This window comes from Nocardia sp. NPDC058633, assembly GCF_042717045.1.
In the GTDB taxonomy this organism is placed as follows: domain Bacteria; phylum Actinomycetota; class Actinomycetes; order Mycobacteriales; family Mycobacteriaceae; genus Nocardia.
Genome location: NZ_JBHXRA010000031.1, coordinates 1 through 21,091, shown reverse-complemented (window position 1 = coordinate 21,091; position 21,091 = coordinate 1). Strand labels below are relative to the sequence as shown.

At 65.7% G+C, this 21,091-nt stretch carries 17 protein-coding genes and 2 tRNA genes; 11 read left to right on the top strand and 8 right to left on the bottom strand.

Features of this window, described 5'->3' with window-relative positions:
• Nucleotides 1-33: 33 nt before the first annotated feature.
• The gene (locus ACFWUR_RS28695) at nt 34-1,071 is read right to left on the bottom strand and encodes a ParB/RepB/Spo0J family partition protein (RefSeq protein ID WP_378910990.1); all 1,038 of its coding nucleotides are present in this window, start codon (nt 1,069-1,071) and stop codon (nt 34-36) included.
• 33 nt (nt 1,072-1,104) lie between these two features.
• Nucleotides 1,105-2,100: a ParA family protein gene (locus ACFWUR_RS28690; RefSeq protein WP_378910988.1), complete on the bottom strand. Its 996-nt coding sequence runs from the start codon at nt 2,098-2,100 to the stop codon at nt 1,105-1,107.
• Nucleotides 2,101-2,667: 567 nt separating this feature from the next.
• On the opposite strand from ACFWUR_RS28690, the gene ACFWUR_RS28685 reads away from it, so the two are divergent.
• On the top strand, nt 2,668-3,141 hold the full coding sequence (locus ACFWUR_RS28685; protein WP_378910986.1) for a hypothetical protein: 474 nt from the start codon (nt 2,668-2,670) through the stop codon (nt 3,139-3,141).
• A gap of 1,209 nt (nt 3,142-4,350) precedes the next feature.
• Here ACFWUR_RS28685 and rsmG read toward each other — a convergent pair.
• The 6 genes from rsmG to rpmH all read right to left on the bottom strand — a co-directional run bounded on the left by rsmG (nt 4,351) and on the right by rpmH (nt 7,786).
• Nucleotides 4,351-5,097, bottom strand: coding sequence for a 16S rRNA (guanine(527)-N(7))-methyltransferase RsmG (gene rsmG, locus ACFWUR_RS28680; protein WP_378910985.1), 747 nt, complete (start codon nt 5,095-5,097; stop codon nt 4,351-4,353).
• An 86-nt stretch (nt 5,098-5,183) separates the two neighbouring features.
• On the bottom strand, nt 5,184-5,720 hold the full coding sequence (locus ACFWUR_RS28675; protein ID WP_056822606.1) for a R3H domain-containing nucleic acid-binding protein: 537 nt from the start codon (nt 5,718-5,720) through the stop codon (nt 5,184-5,186).
• Nucleotides 5,721-5,745: 25 nt separating this feature from the next.
• The gene (gene yidC / locus ACFWUR_RS28670; RefSeq protein ID WP_378910983.1) at nt 5,746-6,825 is read right to left on the bottom strand and encodes a membrane protein insertase YidC; all 1,080 of its coding nucleotides are present in this window, start codon (nt 6,823-6,825) and stop codon (nt 5,746-5,748) included.
• Between the two features lie 4 nt (nt 6,826-6,829).
• Nucleotides 6,830-7,204: a membrane protein insertion efficiency factor YidD gene (gene yidD, locus ACFWUR_RS28665; protein ID WP_378910981.1), complete on the bottom strand. Its 375-nt coding sequence runs from the start codon at nt 7,202-7,204 to the stop codon at nt 6,830-6,832.
• Complete coding sequence (rnpA, locus tag ACFWUR_RS28660) at nt 7,201-7,620, bottom strand: ribonuclease P protein component (protein ID WP_378910980.1); 420 nt, start codon at nt 7,618-7,620, stop codon at nt 7,201-7,203. Before rnpA ends, yidD begins: the two co-directional genes overlap by 4 nt.
• A gap of 22 nt (nt 7,621-7,642) precedes the next feature.
• Nucleotides 7,643-7,786 (bottom strand): 50S ribosomal protein L34, encoded by a 144-nt coding sequence (gene rpmH, locus ACFWUR_RS28655; RefSeq protein ID WP_082843828.1) that lies wholly within the window; start codon nt 7,784-7,786, stop codon nt 7,643-7,645.
• 651 nt (nt 7,787-8,437) lie between these two features.
• On the opposite strand from rpmH, the gene dnaA reads away from it, so the two are divergent.
• The 10 genes from dnaA to ACFWUR_RS28605 all read left to right on the top strand — a co-directional run bounded on the left by dnaA (nt 8,438) and on the right by ACFWUR_RS28605 (nt 21,020).
• Nucleotides 8,438-10,675 carry a chromosomal replication initiator protein DnaA gene (gene dnaA, locus ACFWUR_RS28650; RefSeq protein ID WP_378910978.1) on the top strand — a complete coding sequence of 746 codons (2,238 nt, stop codon included), beginning with the start codon at nt 8,438-8,440 and terminating at the stop codon, nt 10,673-10,675.
• A gap of 797 nt (nt 10,676-11,472) precedes the next feature.
• Nucleotides 11,473-12,648, top strand: coding sequence for a DNA polymerase III subunit beta (gene dnaN, locus ACFWUR_RS28645; RefSeq protein ID WP_378910977.1), 1,176 nt, complete (start codon nt 11,473-11,475; stop codon nt 12,646-12,648).
• A 24-nt stretch (nt 12,649-12,672) separates the two neighbouring features.
• Nucleotides 12,673-13,875 carry a DNA replication/repair protein RecF gene (recF, locus tag ACFWUR_RS28640; RefSeq protein WP_378910975.1) on the top strand — a complete coding sequence of 401 codons (1,203 nt, stop codon included), beginning with the start codon at nt 12,673-12,675 and terminating at the stop codon, nt 13,873-13,875.
• 132 nt (nt 13,876-14,007) lie between these two features.
• Nucleotides 14,008-14,544: a DUF721 family protein gene (locus ACFWUR_RS28635; protein ID WP_378910973.1), complete on the top strand. Its 537-nt coding sequence runs from the start codon at nt 14,008-14,010 to the stop codon at nt 14,542-14,544.
• A gap of 407 nt (nt 14,545-14,951) precedes the next feature.
• Nucleotides 14,952-16,982, top strand: coding sequence for a DNA topoisomerase (ATP-hydrolyzing) subunit B (gyrB, locus tag ACFWUR_RS28630; RefSeq protein ID WP_378910972.1), 2,031 nt, complete (start codon nt 14,952-14,954; stop codon nt 16,980-16,982).
• 57 nt (nt 16,983-17,039) lie between these two features.
• Nucleotides 17,040-19,547, top strand: coding sequence for a DNA gyrase subunit A (gyrA, locus tag ACFWUR_RS28625; protein WP_378910970.1), 2,508 nt, complete (start codon nt 17,040-17,042; stop codon nt 19,545-19,547).
• 42 nt (nt 19,548-19,589) lie between these two features.
• On the top strand, nt 19,590-20,570 hold the full coding sequence (locus ACFWUR_RS28620) for a DUF3566 domain-containing protein (RefSeq protein WP_378910969.1): 981 nt from the start codon (nt 19,590-19,592) through the stop codon (nt 20,568-20,570).
• Nucleotides 20,571-20,704: 134 nt separating this feature from the next.
• Nucleotides 20,705-20,778: transfer RNA gene (locus ACFWUR_RS28615), tRNA-Ile, on the top strand.
• Nucleotides 20,779-20,807: 29 nt separating this feature from the next.
• Entirely contained in the window at nt 20,808-20,915 is a 108-nt protein-coding gene (locus ACFWUR_RS28610) for a DLW-39 family protein (protein WP_218017147.1), read from the top strand.
• A gap of 32 nt (nt 20,916-20,947) precedes the next feature.
• Nucleotides 20,948-21,020 (top strand) — tRNA-Ala (locus ACFWUR_RS28605).
• Nucleotides 21,021-21,091 lie beyond the last annotated feature (71 nt).

Sequence of the window (21,091 nt, the reverse complement as noted above, 5' to 3'; positions counted from 1 at the left end):
TCACTATTCACAGTACGGTGCCGCCTCTTTCAGTCACAGTGACGTTTCGGGGCCGACTTGCTCCATCAGCGCCACAATGCGCTCGAGATCTTCGACCGACCCGAACTCGACAACGATCTTGCCCTTACGTTTGCCCAGGCTCACCGTGACCCGAGTGTCGTAGGAACCCGACAGCCGCTCGGCGACATCCTGCAGACCCGGCATCTGGATCGGCTTGCGCTTCGGCGCCGGGGGAGCGGTCTCCGAAGGATTGCGGTTGGCGAGAGTCACCGCTTCCTCGGTGGCCCGAACCGACAAACCCTCGGCGACGATCCGCGCCGCCAATACTTCCTGTGCGTCCGCGCCGGCATCCAAGCCGAGCAGCGCCCTGGCGTGTCCGGCCGAGAGCACCCCGGCGGCCACCCGACGCTGCACGGGAATCGGCAGCTTCAGCAAGCGAATCATATTCGTAACCACCGGTCGCGAGCGACCGATTCGCGAAGCCAATTCCTCGTGGGTGACGTCGAATTCCTCGAGCAGCTGCTGGTACGCCGCCGCCTCCTCGAGGGGATTCAGCTGTACGCGGTGGATGTTCTCCAGCAGTGCGTCGCGCAGCATCGAGCCGTCGTCGGTGTCACGGATGATCGCCGGGATAGTCGCGAGCCCCGCCTCCTGGCACGCGCGCCAGCGGCGCTCGCCCATGACCAACTGAAACTTGTCGACACCCGGTTCCACCCGGCGCACGACGATCGGCTGCATGAGACCGAACTCGCGAATCGAGTGCACCAGCTCGGCCAGTGCGTCTTCCTCGAAGACCTGACGCGGCTGCTTCGGGTTCGGCTCGATCAGCTCCGCCGGAATTTCCCGGTACACCGCGCCGCCGGGGGAGACCAGCTCCGCTTCGGGCTCCGCCTCCTGCTCCGGTTCCGCGTCCGGGACCCGATGCAGGAATGCCTCGGCCGGTTGCGGGCCGATCGGATTGATCCCGATCACGCTCGCCGCGGCACTACTCAGACCCGGCGCCACGGCCGGGCCCGTCGGGATCAATGCGGCCAACCCGCGACCGAGGCCGCCCTTTTTCGCCTGACTCATCGGGTACCGATCCCTTCTTCGTTCCAACTCACGCTACGACGCGTCTTGCTTCAGCTGCGCACGACTGGCGAGCTCGCGTCCCGCGTCCATGTAGCTCATCGCACCGCGGGAGCCTGGATCGTAATCGAGCACGGTCATGCCGTAGCCCGGCGCCTCCGAGACCTTCACGCTGCGCGGGATCATCGACTTGAGCACCACGTCGCCGAAGTGGTTCCGTACTTCCTCGGCCACCTGGTCGGCCAACTTGGTGCGGCCGTCGTACATCGTCAACAGGACGGTCGACACGTGGAGCTCCGGGTTGAGGTGCGCCTGCACCAGCCCGATATTGCGGAGCAACTGACCCACGCCCTCGAGCGCGTAGTACTCACACTGGATCGGGATCAGCACCTCCTTGGCTGCCACGAGCGCGTTCACCGTGAGCAGGCCCAGCGAGGGCGGGCAGTCGATCAGCACATAGTCGATGTCGAAGCCGACCATGCTCGCCTCGCGGATGGCGGTCTTCAACCGACCTTCCCTGGCGACCATCGAGACCAGTTCGATCTCCGCGCCGGCCAGGTCGATCGTGGCCGGGACGCACAGCAGCCGCTCGCTGTGCGGGCTCACCTGGATGGCGTCTTTGACCGCCACCTCACCGATCAACAGCTCATAGCTGGACGGCACACCCGAGTTGTGCGCGACGCCCAGCGCCGTACTCGCGTTCCCCTGCGGATCCAGATCGACTACCAGGACCGTCATTCCCTGATGCGCTAGCGCCGCCGCAAGATTGACCGTCGTCGTCGTCTTACCGACGCCGCCCTTCTGGTTGGCGATGGTGATGATCCGTTGCTCGCGAGGTTTCGGCACAGTGACCTTTCCTGGATGCAGAATCTGGCTGGCGCGTTGCGCTTCCGCCGCGATCGGGGTCTCGGCCGGGGAGATGTGCCCGAAAGGAGTATTCCCGAACGTCTCCGCGTCGAAGCTGCTGGAATCCAGCATCCCCGGGACCCGCGACGTTGTTTCCCGTGAAACATTCGCCGGACCGCTCGACATAGATTGCTCCTAACCCGAGAAACTTCAGATCACGTATCCCCGACGAACGTCGGCGCCGTGTCGTCATAAAACAAACTGTGTCGGTGGAGAACTCGAAGACTCGAGGAAGGTGGCTCACTCCCGCCCGACTCTGAACAGCTTGCCAGCCCCACGACAGTTAGGAAAGCTGAATCGCGGCACGCCGAGTAGGACACACCAAAGTGTCGCGAATCCGTGGCTGCCGTCGATGTTTCACGGGAAACAACGGGGGAGTGGCCGACCGAATTCTGGTGCACGCAGCGCCACTTGCATTCCAACAGTCGACCCCTGTGCCACCCGCGCCGCGCATCCGCCACCCGCATCCCGCATCCGCATCTCGCGTCCGCCATCCGCGCCCCGCGTCCGCCATCCGCGCCCCGCGTCCGCCAGCCGCGCCCCGCACCCGCCAGCCGCGCCCCGCACCCGATCGTCACTCGCAGCGGTCCGCCCCTCGGCACCCACCGTCTTCACCATTGATGGGTCGTCGACTTCACCGCTGCCGAGTCGTCGGCGCAGTACGGCACGTCGGAGCAGAGCGATAGTTGGCCGGTGGATCCGCTTCTCACCACGATCTCGGCGCACACCATGGTTCTGCGATTATTCTCTGCGGAGAAGGCTGTCGAACTGCCCGCGCGAAAGACACCGACCGCCTGCGCTGTCATCCCCGAACGCACGAATCCCACCAAGATCCAGCACGGCCCGGCGACCTGCCATCGACCTACCTCGAAAGAGCAATCGCCCGAGACCGTCGCACACACCACCGCGCTCCAGCGAGGGGGTCCGGCGACCTACCCATCGAGGCACCTCGAAGTAGCAATAGTCGCGCTCGACCTGACACCGCTCGACGATGTCAGCTTCTTGGATTCGACGCACCGCGAACCTATGACCATCGACGCCCGCGCCGCGCCCGGGGAGGCGCTGGACGGGTCTACCGAACCGGCGGTGCGACCCGACCACAAGCAGATGAAGTCATGGAATTTGGACGCCGACATCCCCACCGCCCACGAGGGATGGCTGAAGTGATTGCCGAACTTTCGACTCGGAGAGCTGGACGTGGTTGCCGCCGCTTGCCGGGTCATCACTGGACCGCATGCCGCGCATTCCACTGTCTCGCCTTCGCATCGCCTCCTGACGCCTGGCCGCTTCGGCAACCGGCCAGGATGAGTAGGCGGGGTCAGTGGTCGCACGACAAACTCGATCCCCACCACGGCTGTCCAGTCCACGGCCCAGCTGCCCACGGCTGTCCGATCAGTGGTCCGCTGTCCGATCTGTAAACCGCTGCCCGTTCGGCTACTCGATCCATAGCGCGGCCGCCGGCGCGGCGTCGCGGTTGTCCGGTCCGCGGCCCGACTGCCCGCGGCTGTCCGATCAGTGGTCCGCTGTCCGATCAGTGGTCCGCTGTCCGATCTGTAAACCGCTGCCCGTTCGGCTACTCGTTCCGTAGCGCGGCTGCCCGGCTGCGCATCCCGGCTGCCCGCTCGACATCCCGGCTACCGGCTCGACATCCCGGCTACCCGGCTCCGCATCCCGGCTACCCGCTCCATAGTCCGGCTACTCGATCCGTTGCGCGGCTAAGCGATCGGTTGCCGACTCCCTTTGCTGATTTCGAGAAGCGCGGGCTGCCGCACGCTTTCGCTCACGGCGACTTCCATGAGGCATCCGTCACCCCATGGGCAACCGAAGTTCGGCGCGCGGATCCCGCCGAACTTCTTTCTAGAAGACCCGCGCGATCAACGGCCCGCGGCGGGGACTCTTCATCACCGACAAGCTGACGGACCGATTCCGACGGGCGGGCGGGGTCGAGTCGTGGCAGCACATCTCCCTGCCTACCGGGTCCCAACACTCACCTGCCGCAGCGATCTTCAAGACCGGACGCTCACGAGCTCGGCCAACCACTGACGCATGTGGGCTTCGCACATCGGTACCGAGAGTTGCCTCGAGGCGACCGAGCCGGGGGAGCGGATCTCTCACATAACCGATTCATTCGCCCGGTGGCATCGGCGCGACGACTGCCGAGTTCACTCCATCGACGAGATTCCCCGCGTTCGCGAGTCCGCACCACACACAGGAAGTGTTTCGCGTTCCACGTGAAACACACGTCCGCCCCGCGACAGCGGCCATCCACTATTTACAAAGAATGGGACCGTCTCAGCCCTAGCCAACCACCCTCGGGATGATTCGTCACGTTACGAAAGAAAAAATGACCGCTCTGCCGACGGGAATTCGAGCCGATCAGGATTCGCGACGCTTTCGAGCCTTCTTCTCCACCCCGGCCGCCTTACGCTCGCTGCGACGAGTCGGACGCTCGGCCCGGGGGAGGAGTTCGGCGCTGATGACAAGAGTGGGGATTTCTACGATGCCCGCGCCGCACCCGACCACGCGGAGATCGGTGGCACCATCACGAATCAACGCGGCGCCATCGCGTTCGAGTTCTTCGGCGGCGCTGGTTCCTTTGAGGGCGAGCATGCGGCCGTGGTCGCGGAGGAGGGGCAGCGACCAGTGGGCGAGTTTGGCAAGCGGGGCGACCGCGCGTGAGGTGACGACATCCGCACCGCCGGCTTCCTTGATCACGCCGGATTGCTCGGCGCGGCCACGGACCACAGTGACGTCCAGTCCGGCTTCTTCGATGAATTCACTCAGGAAGATCGTCCGGCGCAGCAGCGGTTCCACGAGGGTGATGCGTAGGTCGGGGCGCGCCATCGCCAGGGGGATTCCGGGGAGGCCGGCACCGCTACCGATATCGACAACCGAGGCACCTTCATCGATCAACTCACCGATCACGGCGCAGTTCAGAATGTGACGCTCCCACAACCGGGGGACTTCACGGGGACCGATCAAACCGCGTTCCACACCGGCCGTCGCCAGCGCCGCGTAGTAGCGACGGGCGATGTCCAAGCGGTCGCCGAACACTCGGGCAGCGGCGGCGGGCGGTTCCTGCTCGTCGGACGGCGCGCCCAGTTCTCGTTCCACGTGAAACATCCTTCTCCGTTGAGGGCAATGAAAAAGCCCCCGGTCCGAGACCGGAGGCCTAATCACAATCATTCGTGGTTACGGCGGGAGTAAGCCTACTCGGGCACAACCACCACGTGACGATTCGGCTCGACGCCTTCGCTCTCGCTCGCCACACCTTCGATATCGGCCACGGCGTCGTGCACGATCTTGCGCTCGAACGGGGTCATCGCGGACAGCGCCTCGGGCGCGCCCGACTCGAGCACCCGCTTCGCGGCGGCGACGCCGATCTCGCTCAGATCGGTCCGGCGCTGCGCACGCCAGCCGGCCACATCGAGCATCAACCGACTCCGCACACCGGTCGCCTGCTGCACGGCCAAGCGGGTCAGCTCCTGCAGCGCGTCGAGCACCTCGCCATTACGGCCGACGAGTTTGGTCAGATCGCGCCCGCCGTCGATGCTCACGATGGCGCGGTCGCCCTCGACATCGAGGTCGATATCGCCGTCGAAGTCGAGCACATCGAGTAGCTGCTCGAGGTAGTCGCCCGCGATCTCGCCCTCTTCGATCAACGCTTCTTCGGCGTCGTTCACGACGTCAACAGCAGTCGTCGCCACAGTGGCGTCCCCTCCGTCGGTCTCGGTCTCAACAGTCATTGGATTCCCTCTATCCGATCGCGTCTCAGCGCTTACGCTTCTGGTTCGCACGGCCACGGTTACCCGGCCGCTGCTGCCCGCCGGGCCTGCGCTTGCCGCCACCCTGCTTGGCCGACTGCTTGGGGGTGCCATTGGTCGCCGCGGTGCCGTTCGCCGAAGGCGTGGCATCGTCGGCGGGTGCGTCCTGTTTCTTGCGGACGTCGACCGGCTTGACACCGGGCTTCGGCGCGTTCTGCGCGCGCAGCTCCAATTTCTTCTGTTTGCGCTCTTCGTCTTCCTTTTCCATCCGGCCGAACACCAGGTGCTGCTGTCCGTAGGTCCAGATGTTGTTGGCCACCCAGTAGAGCAGGATGCCGATCATCAGGAAGGGGCCACCGACCATCACGCCGAGCGGGAAGACCCACAGCGACAGCTTGTTCATGATGGCGGCCTGCGGGTTGGCCGCGGCTTCGGGAGTCTGCCGCTGGACCGAGGCGCGCGCGTTGAAGTGGGTCGCCAGGCCGGCGATGATCATCAGCGGAATCGCGATCATCGCGATGTTCAGCTTGGTCGGCGTGCCGCCCCAGTCGGCGAAGGCCTCCATCTCGCTGCTGGGCGCGGTGATGAACGACGCGATCGGCGCACCGAAGATGCGGGCGCTCAGGAACGACTGGACATCGGTCGCACTGAAGATGTAGTTCGGGGTGTGGGCGTTGTCGTAGGCGGACATGCCCAGCTGGCCCCAGCCGTGGCCGGTGCGGTTGAACGAGCGCAGCACATGGAACAGGCCGAGGAAGACCGGCACCTGAACGAGGACCGGCAGGCAGCCCATGAGCGGGTTGAAGCCGTGTTCCTTCTGCAGCTTCTGCATCTCCCGCGCCATGGTCTCGCGGTCGTTCTTGTACTTCTTCTGCAGCTCCTTGATCTGGGGCTGCAACTCCTGCATCTGCTTGGTGGTGCGGACCTGCTTCACGAACGGCTTGTACAGCACCAGCCGGAGGGTGAAGACCAGGAACACCACGGCGAGGCTCCAGGTGAGCCCGCTGTCGGCGCCGAACACGAAGCCGAAGGCTTTGTGCCAGAACCACAGAATTGCGGATACCGGCCAATAGATGATGTCGAGCACGGCTCTAGGTACTCCCGTCGTTCGTATCGCCGATCAGCGCGGGCGATGACTTTGTGCAGTGTCTGTTCCGCATGCTCGGGCGGCCTCCGTGGTCACGCTCCGCTTCCGTCTCCGGCCGCTGACCGCTCATGCGAGCATTCGACCCGCGCTCAGGCACGGGATCCCACCCTCCAGGGTGCCAGGGCGCGCATTTCGCGAGCCGCACGACCGTGAGTGCCGATCCGACGACCAACCCGCGGGTACGCAAGGCGGTCACCGCGTACTCACTGCAGGTGGGAGTGAACCGGCAGATCGGCATCCGGGTGGGGGAGACATAGGTCCGATAGAGCTCGATCAACGAGATCAGCGCTGTAGCGGGCAGTCTGGTGAGGGTTCTCATCGCCGTTCTCCGGCCGGGGTGCGACCGAGCGCGAGCTCCGGCTCCCCACGCAAGCCGAGCTTGCGGAGGCCGGTGCGCAGCTGGCGCAACAACTCGGCGGAATCGGCGGTAGCGGCGCCGGGCAGGGCCCTGATCACGACGTCGGTGCCGACCGGTAGTTCGTCGACCACCTGGGCGCACATATGACGCAGGCGGCGGGCCACCCGGTGGCGAACCACCGCGTTACCCACCGCCTTGCTGACAATCAGCCCGAACCGAGGACCGCCTACACGGACAAGGGAATCGCCGTCGGCGACTTCGTCGTACCCGCGCGTGAGCGCATGTACGACGAGATCTCGCCTCCCGATTCGTTGACCGCGGCGCACCGTGCGGGAGAATTCGGCACGGTGGTGCAACCGATACGGCTCAGGCAACACCCGAGCGTCCGACTACGCGCGATCAGGCAGTCAGTTCGGTACGGCCCTTACGGCGACGCGCCGCAACGATGGCGCGACCCGCACGGGTACGCATCCGGAGACGGAAGCCGTGGACGCGCGCCCGACGACGGTTGTTCGGCTGGAACGTCCGCTTGCCCTTGGCCACGGTCAACACTCCTGTAGTAGGTGGGCGCCATTCGGCGCCCGAAGTCTGTACAAATGATTTGTCTGCGCTGCGGACCGCGGTCTACGCACAGATTGCCTTGGCGATCGATGTGCAGCACGGAGCCGCCACCGCGCCAAGGGGTGACTGTACGAGGGTACTGATACCGCAAGGCGGGGTCAAACTCGGCCCCCAGGTACCTGTCACCGGCACTGTATCCAGATTACCGGACGGTCACCCGAGGCAGGGAGCTGGCCCCGACCTGCCACGACACGCCCGGGGCACAGTGACTCGAGCAGCCACTTTTCGTGAGTTCTTCCACACCCCTGGCTTTGTGCGGCGCGGCCAGCTAGCCTCTGTAGCCGGGGGATTGCTGAAGAACCGCAGGTCCAGCCCCATTCACTGCCACACGCTGGCAGAATTCCTTTATCCCCAGGTTTGTCCACATCTGTGGATAATTATGTGGACAGACGGCCCCAGTGGCATATTCGTAGGGCCGTCGGTGCCCGCGCCGCAGCCCGGAATCACCGGGCAACAGCGTTCGAACCGGCTTCGGTTGTACGCAGGATCACTGGATTACACCTGTTCACGGGTGCTTTCCGGCGTGCGCGAAGGCCGTGGGTCCCACTAAACCGCCTCCGGGGAGGACGCTGTATGGACGACGAGCAGAATGTACTGGCCACAGTGTGGCCGGAGGTGGTCGCCGAGCTCACCACCGGCTCTGCCGACGGTGCCATCCCGGCGGTGAGTCGCGCGCAGCAGGCCTGGTTGAAGCTGGTGAAGCCGCTCACCGTGGCGCAGGGTTTCGCGTTGCTGTCGGTTCCGTCCTCGCTGGCACAGGAGGCGATCGAGCGTGATCTGCGGGAGCCGATCCTGCGATCGCTCGGCCGTCGACTGGGTCCCCAAGTGGAAGGACTCGGGGTGCGGATCGCCGCGCCGAGCCCGGCCGCGGGGGAGCGCGCAGGCAATTCGCCTCGGCACGCCAGGATGACGAGCAGGCCGGAGCGTCCGCGCGAGCAGGTGCGCCCACCCGCCGGTTATCCCGGCCCCGATTTCAGTGTTCCCGATTACGCCGCTCGCGGTGAGTACGGCAGGCCGCGCTACGGCGCGGGCGAGTACCCCGTCCAGGGTGGCGAGTACGGCAACGACTATCAGTCGCCCCCCGAATATCCGGCCAACGGTGACTACCCGAACAGCTACGGCGGCCGCGAGTACCCGGGACAGCCCGGCGAATACGGCGATCGCAACGACTACGCGGGGCACCGCGAGTACCAGGCAGAACCGGAGTACCAGCAGCAACAGCCCGAATACCAGCAACAGCCGGAGTACAAGCAGGCACCGTCGGAGTACGACCAGCAGCCGGAGTACAAGCAGGCACCCCCGGAATACAGCCAGCAGCCGGAATACAACCAGGCACCCTCGGAATACAGCCAGGCACCCGAGTACCAGGGCGAGCGCAACGAATTCCCCGGCACCGATTTCGAGCCGACCGCGCCGTACCCGGTACCCGACTATCCCGGCGCCGAGTTCGGCGGCCGCGGTGAGTTCCGTGGCGCGCGTCCGGACCAGCGGGTCCCCGAGACCGCACCACCCGCCCGCCGTGAGCAGCCGGCCGCGCCGCGCCGCGACCACTCCGGTCAGGAGTCGCTGTTCACACCCGAACCGTCGCCGCGCGCACCGAACCGCGCCAGACCGGCCGAAGAGCCGCCCGCGCGCGCCGAGGAGCCGAGCGCCGAGGGCCAGGACAAGCCGTTCCCTGGTCAGCCGGGTGCCCAGCCCGTCGACGACGAGCCGGTGGTCAGCAACCGCAACAACTGGCCGACCTATTTCAACAAGTCGCCCGAGGCGCCGCCGCAGTCCTCGTCGGCCAGTCTCAATGCCAAGTACACCTTCGACACCTTCGTCATCGGCGCGTCCAACCGGTTCGCCCATGCCGCCGCGGTCGCCATCGCGGAGGCCCCTGCGCGCGCCTACAACCCGCTGTTCGTCTGGGGCGCTTCGGGATTGGGCAAAACCCACCTGCTGCACGCGGCAGGCCACTACGCGCAGCGGTTGTTTCCCGGCATGCGGGTGAAGTACGTCTCCACCGAGGAGTTCACCAACGACTTCATCAACAGCCTGCGCGACGACCGCAAGGTCGCGTTCAAGCGCCGCTATCGCGAGACCGACATCCTGCTGGTAGACGACATCCAGTTCATCGAGGGCAAGGAAGGCATCCAGGAGGAGTTCTTCCACACCTTCAACACCCTGCACAACGCGAACAAGCAGATCGTGGTGTCCTCGGATCGCCCGCCCAAGCAGCTGGCCACCCTGGAGGAACGGCTGCGGACCCGCTTCGAGTGGGGCCTGATCACCGATGTGCAGCCTCCTGAGCTGGAGACTCGCATCGCAATCCTGCGTAAGAAAGCACGGATGGACCGGCTCGATGTGCCGCACGACGTGCTCGAGCTGATCGCGAGCCGGGTGGAGCGCAATATCCGCGAGCTCGAGGGCGCGCTGATCCGGGTGACGGCGTTCGCCTCGCTCAACGGGCAGCCGCTCGACCTCTCGCTGGCCGAGGTGGTGTTGCGCGACCTCATGCCCGACACCGCGGCGTTGGAGATCAACGCGGCGACGATCATGGCCGTCACCGCCGAGTACTTCAACACCACGCTCGAGGAGCTCACCGGGCCGGGCAAGGCCCGTCCGCTGGCGCAGGCCCGCCAGATCGCGATGTATCTGTGCCGTGAGCTCACCGATCTGTCGCTGCCCAAGATCGGGCAGGCGTTCGGTCGCGACCACACCACGGTGATGTACGCGGAGAAGAAGGTGCGCAAGGAGATGACCGAGCGCCGTCGCGTCTACGACCAGGTCCAAGAACTCACAGCCCGAATCAAACAGCGCTCCCGCTGATTTCATCCCCAACCCCGAACACCGCTCTGACCTGGGGCGGTGTTCTTTTTTGCCCTGTGGATTCCTCGAGGAATTCCTGTGGACTCCTCGAGGAATCCACACCTTTGTGCACCGGTCGGTGCACAGGGTGTTGGGCGAGGGTGTGCAGCGTTCATGCACAGGCAGTTGTCCACATCATCCACAAGACGCTCCACTAACACCTGTGCACTAGCGGTGACCTGCGGCGTCACCGAATCCGGCCTGGGGATTCCTCGAGGAGTCCCTGTGGACTCCTCGAGGAATCCCCACCGTTGCCACCAGGCTGGCCCGACGTGTGAACAACTGGGTGAATCCGGTGGAACAACTCGAGGACAACTCGAGGATGGAATGGGGACAACTTCACGACTCCACAGCCACCGCGGATTCATCCTCGAGTCACCCCAAGGCCATCCCCATGCCATCAAGGGCTCTCACCTGCGGATTCGGTCGAAATCCACAGATTCCACAGTGCCTACTACTACTTCGGTTCTCCTTCTAGAGAGAACTCTTTTAAAACAGGGTGTGTGGAAACTCGGTGGGGAAGGCTCGAGGTCGGTCGGTGGTTCACTCACAGGCAGGCAAGGAGGAACGGGGCGGAACCGGGCGCTCCGACAAGAAGGAATCGACCGGGAGGGTCGATGCGGAGTTCGCGCATTGCACGGGTACCGTTTGGTTGTCGGCCGGTTGTGCGAGACTCAGTGCGCGGCCGACACAGCAGTTCAACTCCGCTGACACACCCCCGCACACGGATTCGAAACTCGGAGAGGACAAATCGGGCGATGGAGCTTGCGAGCATGAAGTTTCGGGTCGCCCGAGAGGACTTCGCCGAATCGGTGGCCTGGGTGGCGCGCAGTCTCCCGTCCCGGCCTCCGGTGCCGGTTCTCGGCGGTGTGCTGCTGGTGGCCGACGAGAACGGCCTGACGGTCTCCGGGTTCGACTACGAGGTCTCCGCGCAGATGCGCGTCGCGGCCGAGGTCGCCGGGCCCGGCCAGGTCCTGGTCTCGGGTCGCCTGCTCGCCGACATCACCAAGTCGCTGTCGAACAAGCCGGTCGATGTCTCCGTCGACGGCACCCGCGTACTCATCGCCTGTGGCAGCGCGAAGTTCTCCCTGCCGACCATGCCGGTCGAGGACTATCCCCAGCTGCCCGAGGTACCGCAGCAGACCGGTGAACTCACCGTCGACGTGTTCGCCGAAGCCGTCGGCCAGGTCGCGGTCGCCGCCGGCCGTGACGACACCCTGCCGATGCTCACCGGCATCCGTGTCGAGATCGAGGGCAACGACGTGGTGCTGGCCGCCACCGACCGCTTCCGCCTCGCCGTGCGCCACCTGCAGTGGCAGCCCACCCGCTCCGATATCGAGACCGCGGTGCTCATCCCGGCGCGCACGTTGTCCGAGGCCGCCAAGACCCTCGGTGCGGCCGAGGCGCCCGTGCAGCTGTCGCTGGGCAGCGGCGGTGGCGCCGACGGCCTGCTCGGCATCGTCAACGGCGGTCGACGCACCACCACCCGGCTGCTCGACGCGGAATTCCCCAAGTTCCGCCAGTTGCTCCCCAAGGAACACACCTCCATCGCCACCCTGCCCGTCGCCGTGCTGTCGGAGGCGATCAAGCGTGTGGCCCTGGTGGCCGAGCGGGGTGCCCAGGTGCGTCTGGAGTTCTCCACAGACGGCGTGCTGCTGTCGGCGGGTGGGGACGACGCGGGCCGCGCCGAGGAGTGGCTGGAGGCCGATTTCCGTGGCGAAGCGCTCACCATCGCGTTCAACCCCGGGTACCTGACCGAGGGCCTTGCCGCGCTGCACACCGATCGGGTCACCTTCGGATTCACCACTCCGAGCCGTCCCGCCGTGCTGCTGCCCGCGTCCGAGGAGGAGCCCAAGGTGCTCGAGTCGGGTGCGTTCGCCGCGCTGGAAAGCCAGTACATCTACCTGTTGATGCCGGTCCGGCTGCCCGGCTGAGCCGGGCGGGGCGGCTAGGCCTGCATGTTCATCCGTGAGCTGTCGGTCCGTGATTTCCGTTCGTGGGAACACGCCGATCTCGAGTTGTCCCCAGGGCGCACGGTGCTGCTGGGGGCAAACGGCAACGGCAAGACCAATCTGCTCGAAGCGGTCGGCTATCTCGCTACGCTCGGCTCGCACCGGGTGTCCGCCGATGCCCCGCTGATCAGGATGGGTGCCACCCAGGCCAGGATCGGCGCCAGTGTGGTGAACACCGGCCGGGAACTGCGTGTGGACGTGGAGCTCAAGGCGGGTAGCGCCAACCGCGCGCAGATCAATCGTTCGCCGGTGCGCCGGTCGCGCGAGATCCTGGGGATTCTGCAGACCGTGTTGTTCGCGCCGGAGGATCTGGCGCTGGTGCGTGGCGATCCGGGGGAGCGGCGACGGTTCCTCGACGAGTTGTGCACAGCCCGGTTGCCCAGGCTCGCCGGCGTGCGAGCGGACTACGACAAGGTGTTGCGGCAACGCTCGGCCCTGTTGAAAACCGCTGGGCGCCAGTCTCGTTCCCGTGCCGATCTGGGCACACTCGACGTATGGGACGGTCACCTCGCCGACCATGCGGCAGTGCTGCTCGCGCAGCGATTGCGCCTGGTACACGATCTGTATCCCTATGTTTCCCAGGCATATCGGTCGATCGCACCCGAATCACGTCCTGCCGCAATCACTTACCGGTCCGGATATCTGCCGCCGGAACTCCTTGATCCGGCCAGGGTGCCGGAGGCCGATGACGCGCAGCTGCTGCACGAGATCATGCTGCGTGAGTTGGCCACCGCGAGGAACCGGGAGCTCGATCGCGGAGTCTGCCTGGTCGGTCCGCATCGCGACGATCTGGAGTTGCTGCTCGGCAGCGCGCCCGCGAAGGGGTTCGCCAGCCACGGTGAGTCGTGGTCGTTCGCCCTGGCGTTACGGCTGGCCTCGTTCGAGCTGTTGCGTGGTGAGGGTTCCGAACCGGTGCTGTTGCTCGACGACGTGTTCGCCGAACTCGACCGTCGCCGCCGCGCCGCGCTCGCGGAGGTGGCAGCGGGCGCCGAACAGGTGTTGATCACGGCCGCGGTGGCCGAGGACGTGCCGTCGGAACTGGCCGCCGAACCGTTGCGTGTGCAAACGACCGGCGAGGCAGACCGACGTACCTCACAGATCGTCCCCGAGGTCGCCGAACACGCCGAAGATATGCACAGATCACGATAGTTATCCCCAGCCCCTGTGGAAAACCCGCAACATGCTGGACATATGCCAGATCGATGCTCGACGAGGCAGTCGGCGCCCCGGCGTAGACTCCCTCCACACTCGGCCACCCTCGACACCGGAAGGCGGAAACCCGTGCCGGAAGAACCCGCACCGGAACTGCGCGGCATCGATCTGGCCCGGCGCGCGTTGGAGGAGGCGCGTGCCGCGGCGAAGGCGAGTGGCAAGTCCGTGGGGCAGGGCAGGGCGTCGCCGGTGCGCAAGCTGCGGGCAGGTGGCAGGCGCCGCAGCGGCTGGTCCGGCTCGGGCCCCGACGCTCGCGATCCGCAGCTGTTGGGGGCGCTCAGCGGCTCGCTCGCGAAGAGTCGTGGCTGGTCAGGCAAGGTGGCGGAGGGCACGGTGTTCGGCAGTTGGCCGAACGTGGTCGGCGAGGACATCGCCTCACATGCCACCCCGGTGACGCTGGAAGGCGGTGTGCTCAAGATCGCGGCCGAGTCCACCGCGTGGGCCACCCAGCTGCGGATGTTGCAGAGCCAGATCCTGGCCAAGATCGCTGCGGCCGTCGGCCATGGAGTGGTCACCTCGCTGCGCATCACCGGTCCCGCGGCGCCGAGTTGGCGCAAGGGCGATCGCCACATCAAGGGCCGTGGCCCGCGCGATACCTACGGATAGCCGCGCGGTGACCGGGGCGAGATCCGTTGCGCCTGCGCCGCTCTCACGCCCCGAGTTGTGGACCTGTGCACAGGGCCTGTGGATAACTTTCGGTAGGTGTACGGCCACGAATCTCGCGCCACCGGGCCGCCGGTTCGAGCCCGTGCCCTATTCGCTCCCAAGACCGGCAAAATTCCCGTAGAGGCGGAAAGGTCTCGCAGTGAGACGATTTCTTGCATTACGCGGGAAGCCAGGGGTGTCGTAGGTGCACTGTAAGTTGGGCTTACCAGTAGGATGGTGACGTAACCAGCGGCGAACCTTCGGCGCGTGCTGTGCAGTCCGTGATATCTGATGGCTCCCCACGAGCCGTGCGCGTGCTGCCCGGATCGCTGCGCCAGGGATCAGCAAGTAAGGAGAGCTACCGACAAGTGGCTGCCAACGACTCCAACGCATCGGGCAAATCAGGCTACGATGCCTCCTCCATCACGGTCCTCGAAGGCCTCGAGGCGGTGCGCAAGCGCCCTGGCATGTACATCGGTTCCACCGGTGAACGCGGTCTGCACCACCTCATCTGGGAGGTTGTGGACAACTCGGTCGACGAGGCGATGGCGGGCCACGCCAGCAAGGTAGAGGTGACTCTGCTCGCCGACGGCGGCGTCGAGGTGATCGACGACGGTCGTGGCATTCCGGTCGGAATGCACGCTCAGGGCGTGCCCACGATCGAGGTCGTCATGACCCAGCTGCACGCGGGTGGCAAGTTCGACTCCGATTCCTACGCGGTCTCGGGCGGTCTGCACGGCGTCGGCATCTCGGTGGTGAACGCTCTCTCGACCAAGGTCGAGGTCGAGGTCAACACCGACGGCTACCACTGGACGCAGACCTACAAGGACGCCAAGCCCGGCAAGCTGGTGCAGGGCGAGCCGACCAAGGCCACCGGCACCACGGTGCGCTTCTGGGCCGATCCGGAGATCTTCGAGACCACGCACTACAACTTCGAGACCGTGGCGCGGCGCCTGCAGGAGATGGCCTTCCTGAACAAGGGCCTCACCATCAAGCTCACCGACGAGCGGGTCGCCGACGGCGAGGTCATCGACGAGGTGGTCAGTGAGACCGCCGAGGCGCCCAAGGATGCCGAGGTCGTCGCCGCGGAAGCGGTCGAGCACAAGGTGAAGACCCGCACCTACCACTACCCGGGCGGCCTGGTTGACTTCGTCCGCCACATCAACCGCACCAAGTCGGCCATCCACAACTCGGTCGTCGGTTACACGGTCAAGGGCACCGGCCACGAGCTCGAGGTCGCGATGCAGTGGAACTCGGGTTACTCCGAGTCGGTCCACACCTTCGCCAACACCATCAACACCCATGAGGGCGGCACCCACGAAGAGGGCTTCCGCGCGGCGCTCACCACGGTGGTCAACAAGTACGCCAAGGAGAAGAAGCTCCTCAAGGAAAAAGACGGCAACCTCACCGGCGACGACATCCGCGAGGGCCTGGCCGCCATCGTGAGCGTCAAGGTCGGCGAGCCGCAGTTCGAGGGCCAGACCAAGACCAAGCTGGGCAACACCGAGGTCAAGTCGTTCGTGCAGCGTGCCTGCAACGAGCACCTGCAGCACTGGTTCGAGGCCAACCCGGCCGACGCGAAGACCATCGTGCAGAAGGCGGTGTCCTCGGCGCAGGCCCGGATGGCCGCGCGTAAGGCGCGTGAGCTGGTGCGTCGCAAGTCGGCGACCGACCTGGGCGGGCTGCCGGGCAAGCTGGCCGACTGCCGGTCCAAGGATCCGGGCAAGTGCGAGATCTACATCGTCGAGGGCGACTCCGCCGGCGGCTCGGCCAAGTCCGGTCGCGACTCGATGTACCAGGCGATCCTGCCGCTGCGCGGCAAGATCATCAATGTCGAGAAGGCCCGCATCGACCGCGTCCTCAAGAACAACGAGGTCCAGTCGATCATCACCGCGTTCGGCACCGGTATCCACGACGAGTTCGATATCGCCAAGCTGCGCTACAACAAGATCATCCTGATGGCCGACGCCGACGTGGACGGTCAGCACATCGCGACGCTGCTGCTCACGCTGCTGTTCCGCTTCATGCGTCCGCTGGTCGAGCACGGTCACGTGTTCCTGGCCCAGCCGCCGCTGTACAAGCTCAAGTGGATGCGTTCGGATCCGGAGTTCGCCTACTCCGACCGTGAGCGTGACGCGCTGGTCGAGGCCGGTCTCGCCGCGGGCAAGAAGATCAACAAGGACGACGGCATCCAGCGCTACAAGGGTCTGGGCGAGATGAACGCCAAGGAGCTGTGGGAGACCACGATGGATCCCGCGGTTCGGGTGCTTCGTCAGGTGACGCTCGACGACGCGGCCGCGGCCGACGAGCTGTTCTCCGTGCTGATGGGCGAAGACGTGGAGGCACGTCGCAGCTTCATCACCCGCAATGCCAAGGACGTCCGTTTCCTCGATGTGTAAGCGGCGCAGCGCTCTCGAGCGCGCCCGCTCGCACGTCGGACCCCCGAAGGAGATTTGATGACTGAGACCACGCTGCCGCCTACCGGCGGTGCGGGCGACCGGATCGAACCGGTCGACATCCAGACCGAAATGCAGAACAGCTACATCGATTACGCGATGAGCGTGATCGTGGGCCGCGCGCTGCCCGACGTGCGCGACGGCCTCAAGCCGGTGCACCGGCGCGTGCTCTACGCGATGTACGACAACGGCTACCGCCCGGATCGCGGCTACGTGAAGTCCGCGCGCCCGGTCGCCGAGACCATGGGTAATTACCACCCGCACGGCGACTCGTCGATCTACGACACCCTCGTGCGCATGGCCCAGCCCTGGTCGCTGCGCTACCCGCTGGTCGACGGCCAAGGCAACTTCGGTTCCCGCGGCAACGACGGCGCGGCCGCCATGCGATACACCGAGTGCCGTCTGACGCCGCTCGCGATGGAGATGCTGCGCGATATCGACCAGGAGACGGTCGATTTCGTCCCGAACTACGACGGTCGCTCGCAGGAGCCGACCGTGCTGCCCGCCCGCGTGCCCGCCCTGCTGATGAACGGCAGCAACGGCATCGCGGTCGGCATGGCGACCAACATCCCGCCGCACAACCTCCGCGAGCTCGCCGAGGCGATCTACTGGGCGCTGGAGAACTACGAGGCCGACGAGGAATCCACCCTCGCCGCCTGCATGGAACGGGTCAAGGGCCCCGACTTCCCGACCCACGGTCTGATCGTCGGCGGTCAGGGCATCCACGACGCGTACACCACCGGACGCGGTTCCATCCGCATGCGCGGTGTGGTCGAGATCGAGGAAGACGCGCGTGGGCGCACCACGATCGTCATCACCGAGCTGCCGTACCAGGTCAACACCGACAACTTCGTGAACTCCATCGCCGAGCAGGTCAAGGACGCGAAGATCGCGGGGATCTCCGATATCCACGACGAGTCCTCCGACCGTGTCGGTATGCGCATCGTGGTCACGGTCAAGCGTGACGCGGTGGCGAAGGTGGTGTTGAACAACCTCTACAAGCACACCCAGCTGCAGACCAGCTTCGGTGCGAACATGCTCTCGATCGTCGACGGTGTGCCGCGCACACTGCGCCTGGACCAGATGATTCGCTACTACGTCAATCACGAGCTCGAGGTCATCGTCCGGCGCACCCGGTACCTGCTGCGCAAGGCCGAGGAGCGGGCCCACATCCTGCGCGGCCTGGTCAAGGCACTCGACATGCTCGACGAGGTCATCGCGCTGATCCGGCGCGCGGCCAACACCGACACCGCGCGCACCGGCCTGATGCAGTTGCTCGAGATCGACGAGATCCAGTCGACCGCGATCCTGGACATGCAGCTGCGTCGCCTCTCGGCGCTGGAGCGGCAGAAGATCGTCGACGATCTGGCCAAGATCGAGCTCGAGATCGCCGACTACAAAGACATCCTGGCCAAGCCGGAACGTCAGCGCGCGATTGTGCGCGACGAGCTGGCCGAGATCGTCGAGAAGTACGGCGACGACCGCCGGACCAGGATCATCGCCGCCGACGGTGACGTCAACGACGAGGATCTGATCGCCCGCGAGGACGTGGTCGTGACGATCACCGAGACCGGCTACGCCAAGCGCACCAGGACCGACCTCTACCGCTCGCAGAAGCGCGGCGGCAAGGGCGTGATGGGCGCCGGCCTCAAGCAGGACGACATCGTCAAGCACTTCTTCGTCTCGTCCACGCACGACTGGCTGCTGTTCTTCACCAACAAGGGCAGGGTCTACCGGGCCAAGGCCTACGAGCTGCCCGAGGCCAACCGGACCGCGCGCGGTCAGCACGTGGCCAACCTGCTCGCCTTCCAGCCGGACGAGAAGATCGCCCAGATCATCCAGCTCAAGACCTATGAGGACGCCCCGTACCTGGTGCTCGCGACACGCGCGGGTTTGGTGAAGAAGTCGAAACTCACCGACTTCGACTCCAACCGCTCCGGCGGCATCGTCGCGGTGAACCTGCGCGACGACGACGAATTGGTCGGCGCGGTGATGTGTTCGTCCGATGATGACCTGCTCCTGGTGTCGGCGCACGGTCAGTCGATCCGTTTCGCCGCGACCGACGAGGCGCTGCGTCCGATGGGTCGCGCCACCTCCGGCGTGCAGGGCATGCGCTTCAACACAGACGACGAGCTGCTCTCGCTCAATGTGGTCCGTCTGGAGACATATCTGCTGGTCGCGACGGCCGGCGGATATGCGAAGCGGACCGCGATCGAGGAGTACACCGCACAGGGTCGTGGCGGAAAAGGCGTATTGACAATCCAATACGATCCGAAGCGTGGCAGCCTGGTAGGCGCGCTCATCGTCGACGACGAGGACGAGTTGTACGCGATCACTTCCAGTGGTGGCGTCATCCGCACCGCTGCCAAGCAAGTTCGTAAAGCTGGACGCCAGACCAAGGGCGTGCGATTGATGAACCTCGCGGATGGCGATACCTTGCTAGCGATCGCGCGCAACGCCGACGAGCCCGATCCCGATCAGCTCCTCGGCGACGCGGCCTCGGAGTAACACACCAAATAGCGGCGGCAACGAACGGATCTGAGGATTCCATTGACCACACCGAATCAGTCGAACGACGATCGGAACCAGACCAACGGCGTCACCGAGCGGATCGCCACGTCTCCGATCCCGCCGCGACCGATCCCACGTCAGGGCGGTCCGGCCGAGGGCGCGGCGCCGGAATCCGGTGCGACCGGGGCCGATTCGTTCGACGGTAAGGGCAGCAAATCGTCGCCCTACCAGGACGGGTGGGCTCAGCTGCCGCAGCGTGAACCGCAGTCGAACCTGTACCGGCCCGGCGAATCCCCGAGTCAGGGGCGACCCTCCTCGGGCTCACCCGCGCCGTCGGGCGGCGGGCTCAAGGGCAGTGGCGCGTCCAACGCCCGCACCACGGCGGACCTGGCGGCCAAGGCGGCCCGCAAGGAAGCGGCGATGGTGAAGTCCGTCGGTATCGACGGGCCCACCCGCAGCATCGCGCGTCCGGAACTGGTCAAGGACATGCCCGACCTGTCCGACGTGCGCCACCCGGCACCCGAGGCGCCGATGGCGCCGCCCGGGCTGCCGATGGCGCCGCAGCAACCCCAGCACAACATGGGGCCGAGTGCGCGCGCCGCCGCGGCGAGCACGGTCTCGCCCGCGGCTCCGGTGGCCATCGCGGCCGCCGCGTCGGGTGAGCCGCTACGCGCGACAGTGCAGATCCGCCGGATCGACCCCTGGTCGACCCTGAAGATCACGCTGGTGATCAGCGTGGCGCTGTTCTTCGTGTGGATGCTGGCCGTCGGTCTGCTCTACATCGTGCTGGCCGGCATGGGCGTGTGGGACAACCTGGACAACTCGCTGGGCGAGATGCTGAACCAGGAGGGCAGCTCGTCGAGCCTGATCGACGCGGGCACGGTGTTCGGCTACGCGGGCGTGATCGGCCTGATCAACGTGGTGCTGTTCACCGCGTTGGCCACGGTCGGCGTGTTCATCTACAACCAGTGCTGCGATCTGGTGGGTGGCATCCAGGTGACCCTGGCCGATCCCGACTAGGAGCAGGCTTTTCCGGCACGGCCGGTCAGTCCAGAAAACTGGGTCTGACCGGCCGTTTTGGTTATCGGGAGCCAGGTAAGGTAACCTCGTTTCTCGTTGCGGTTCACTGCTCAGGCAGGGATCGAAACGAGTTCGGGCCTATAGCTCAGGCGGTTAGAGCGCTTCGCTGATAACGAAGAGGTCGGAGGTTCAAGTCCTCCTAGGCCCACTCCCGAACAGCACAGTAGGGTGGGAATCATGAAGATTGTCCTCATGGTCGGTGTTGCGATCGCCGTTCTCATCGGTGTCAACAAATTCCGCAAGCGCGACGACGCGGACCTCTGGCGTGAGGTCACCACCCGCTGATTTCGGGTAGCCAGCTGGTCAGTGACCAGTAAGGGGCCTTAGCTCAATTGGCAGAGCACTGCCTTTGCAAGGCAGGGGTTAGGGGTTCGATTCCCCTAGGCTCCACTCCTATTACCGCAGGTCAGAGTATGTTTTTCCGACTTTGACCCGTTCGCGTCCACGAACCGCGTCCACGA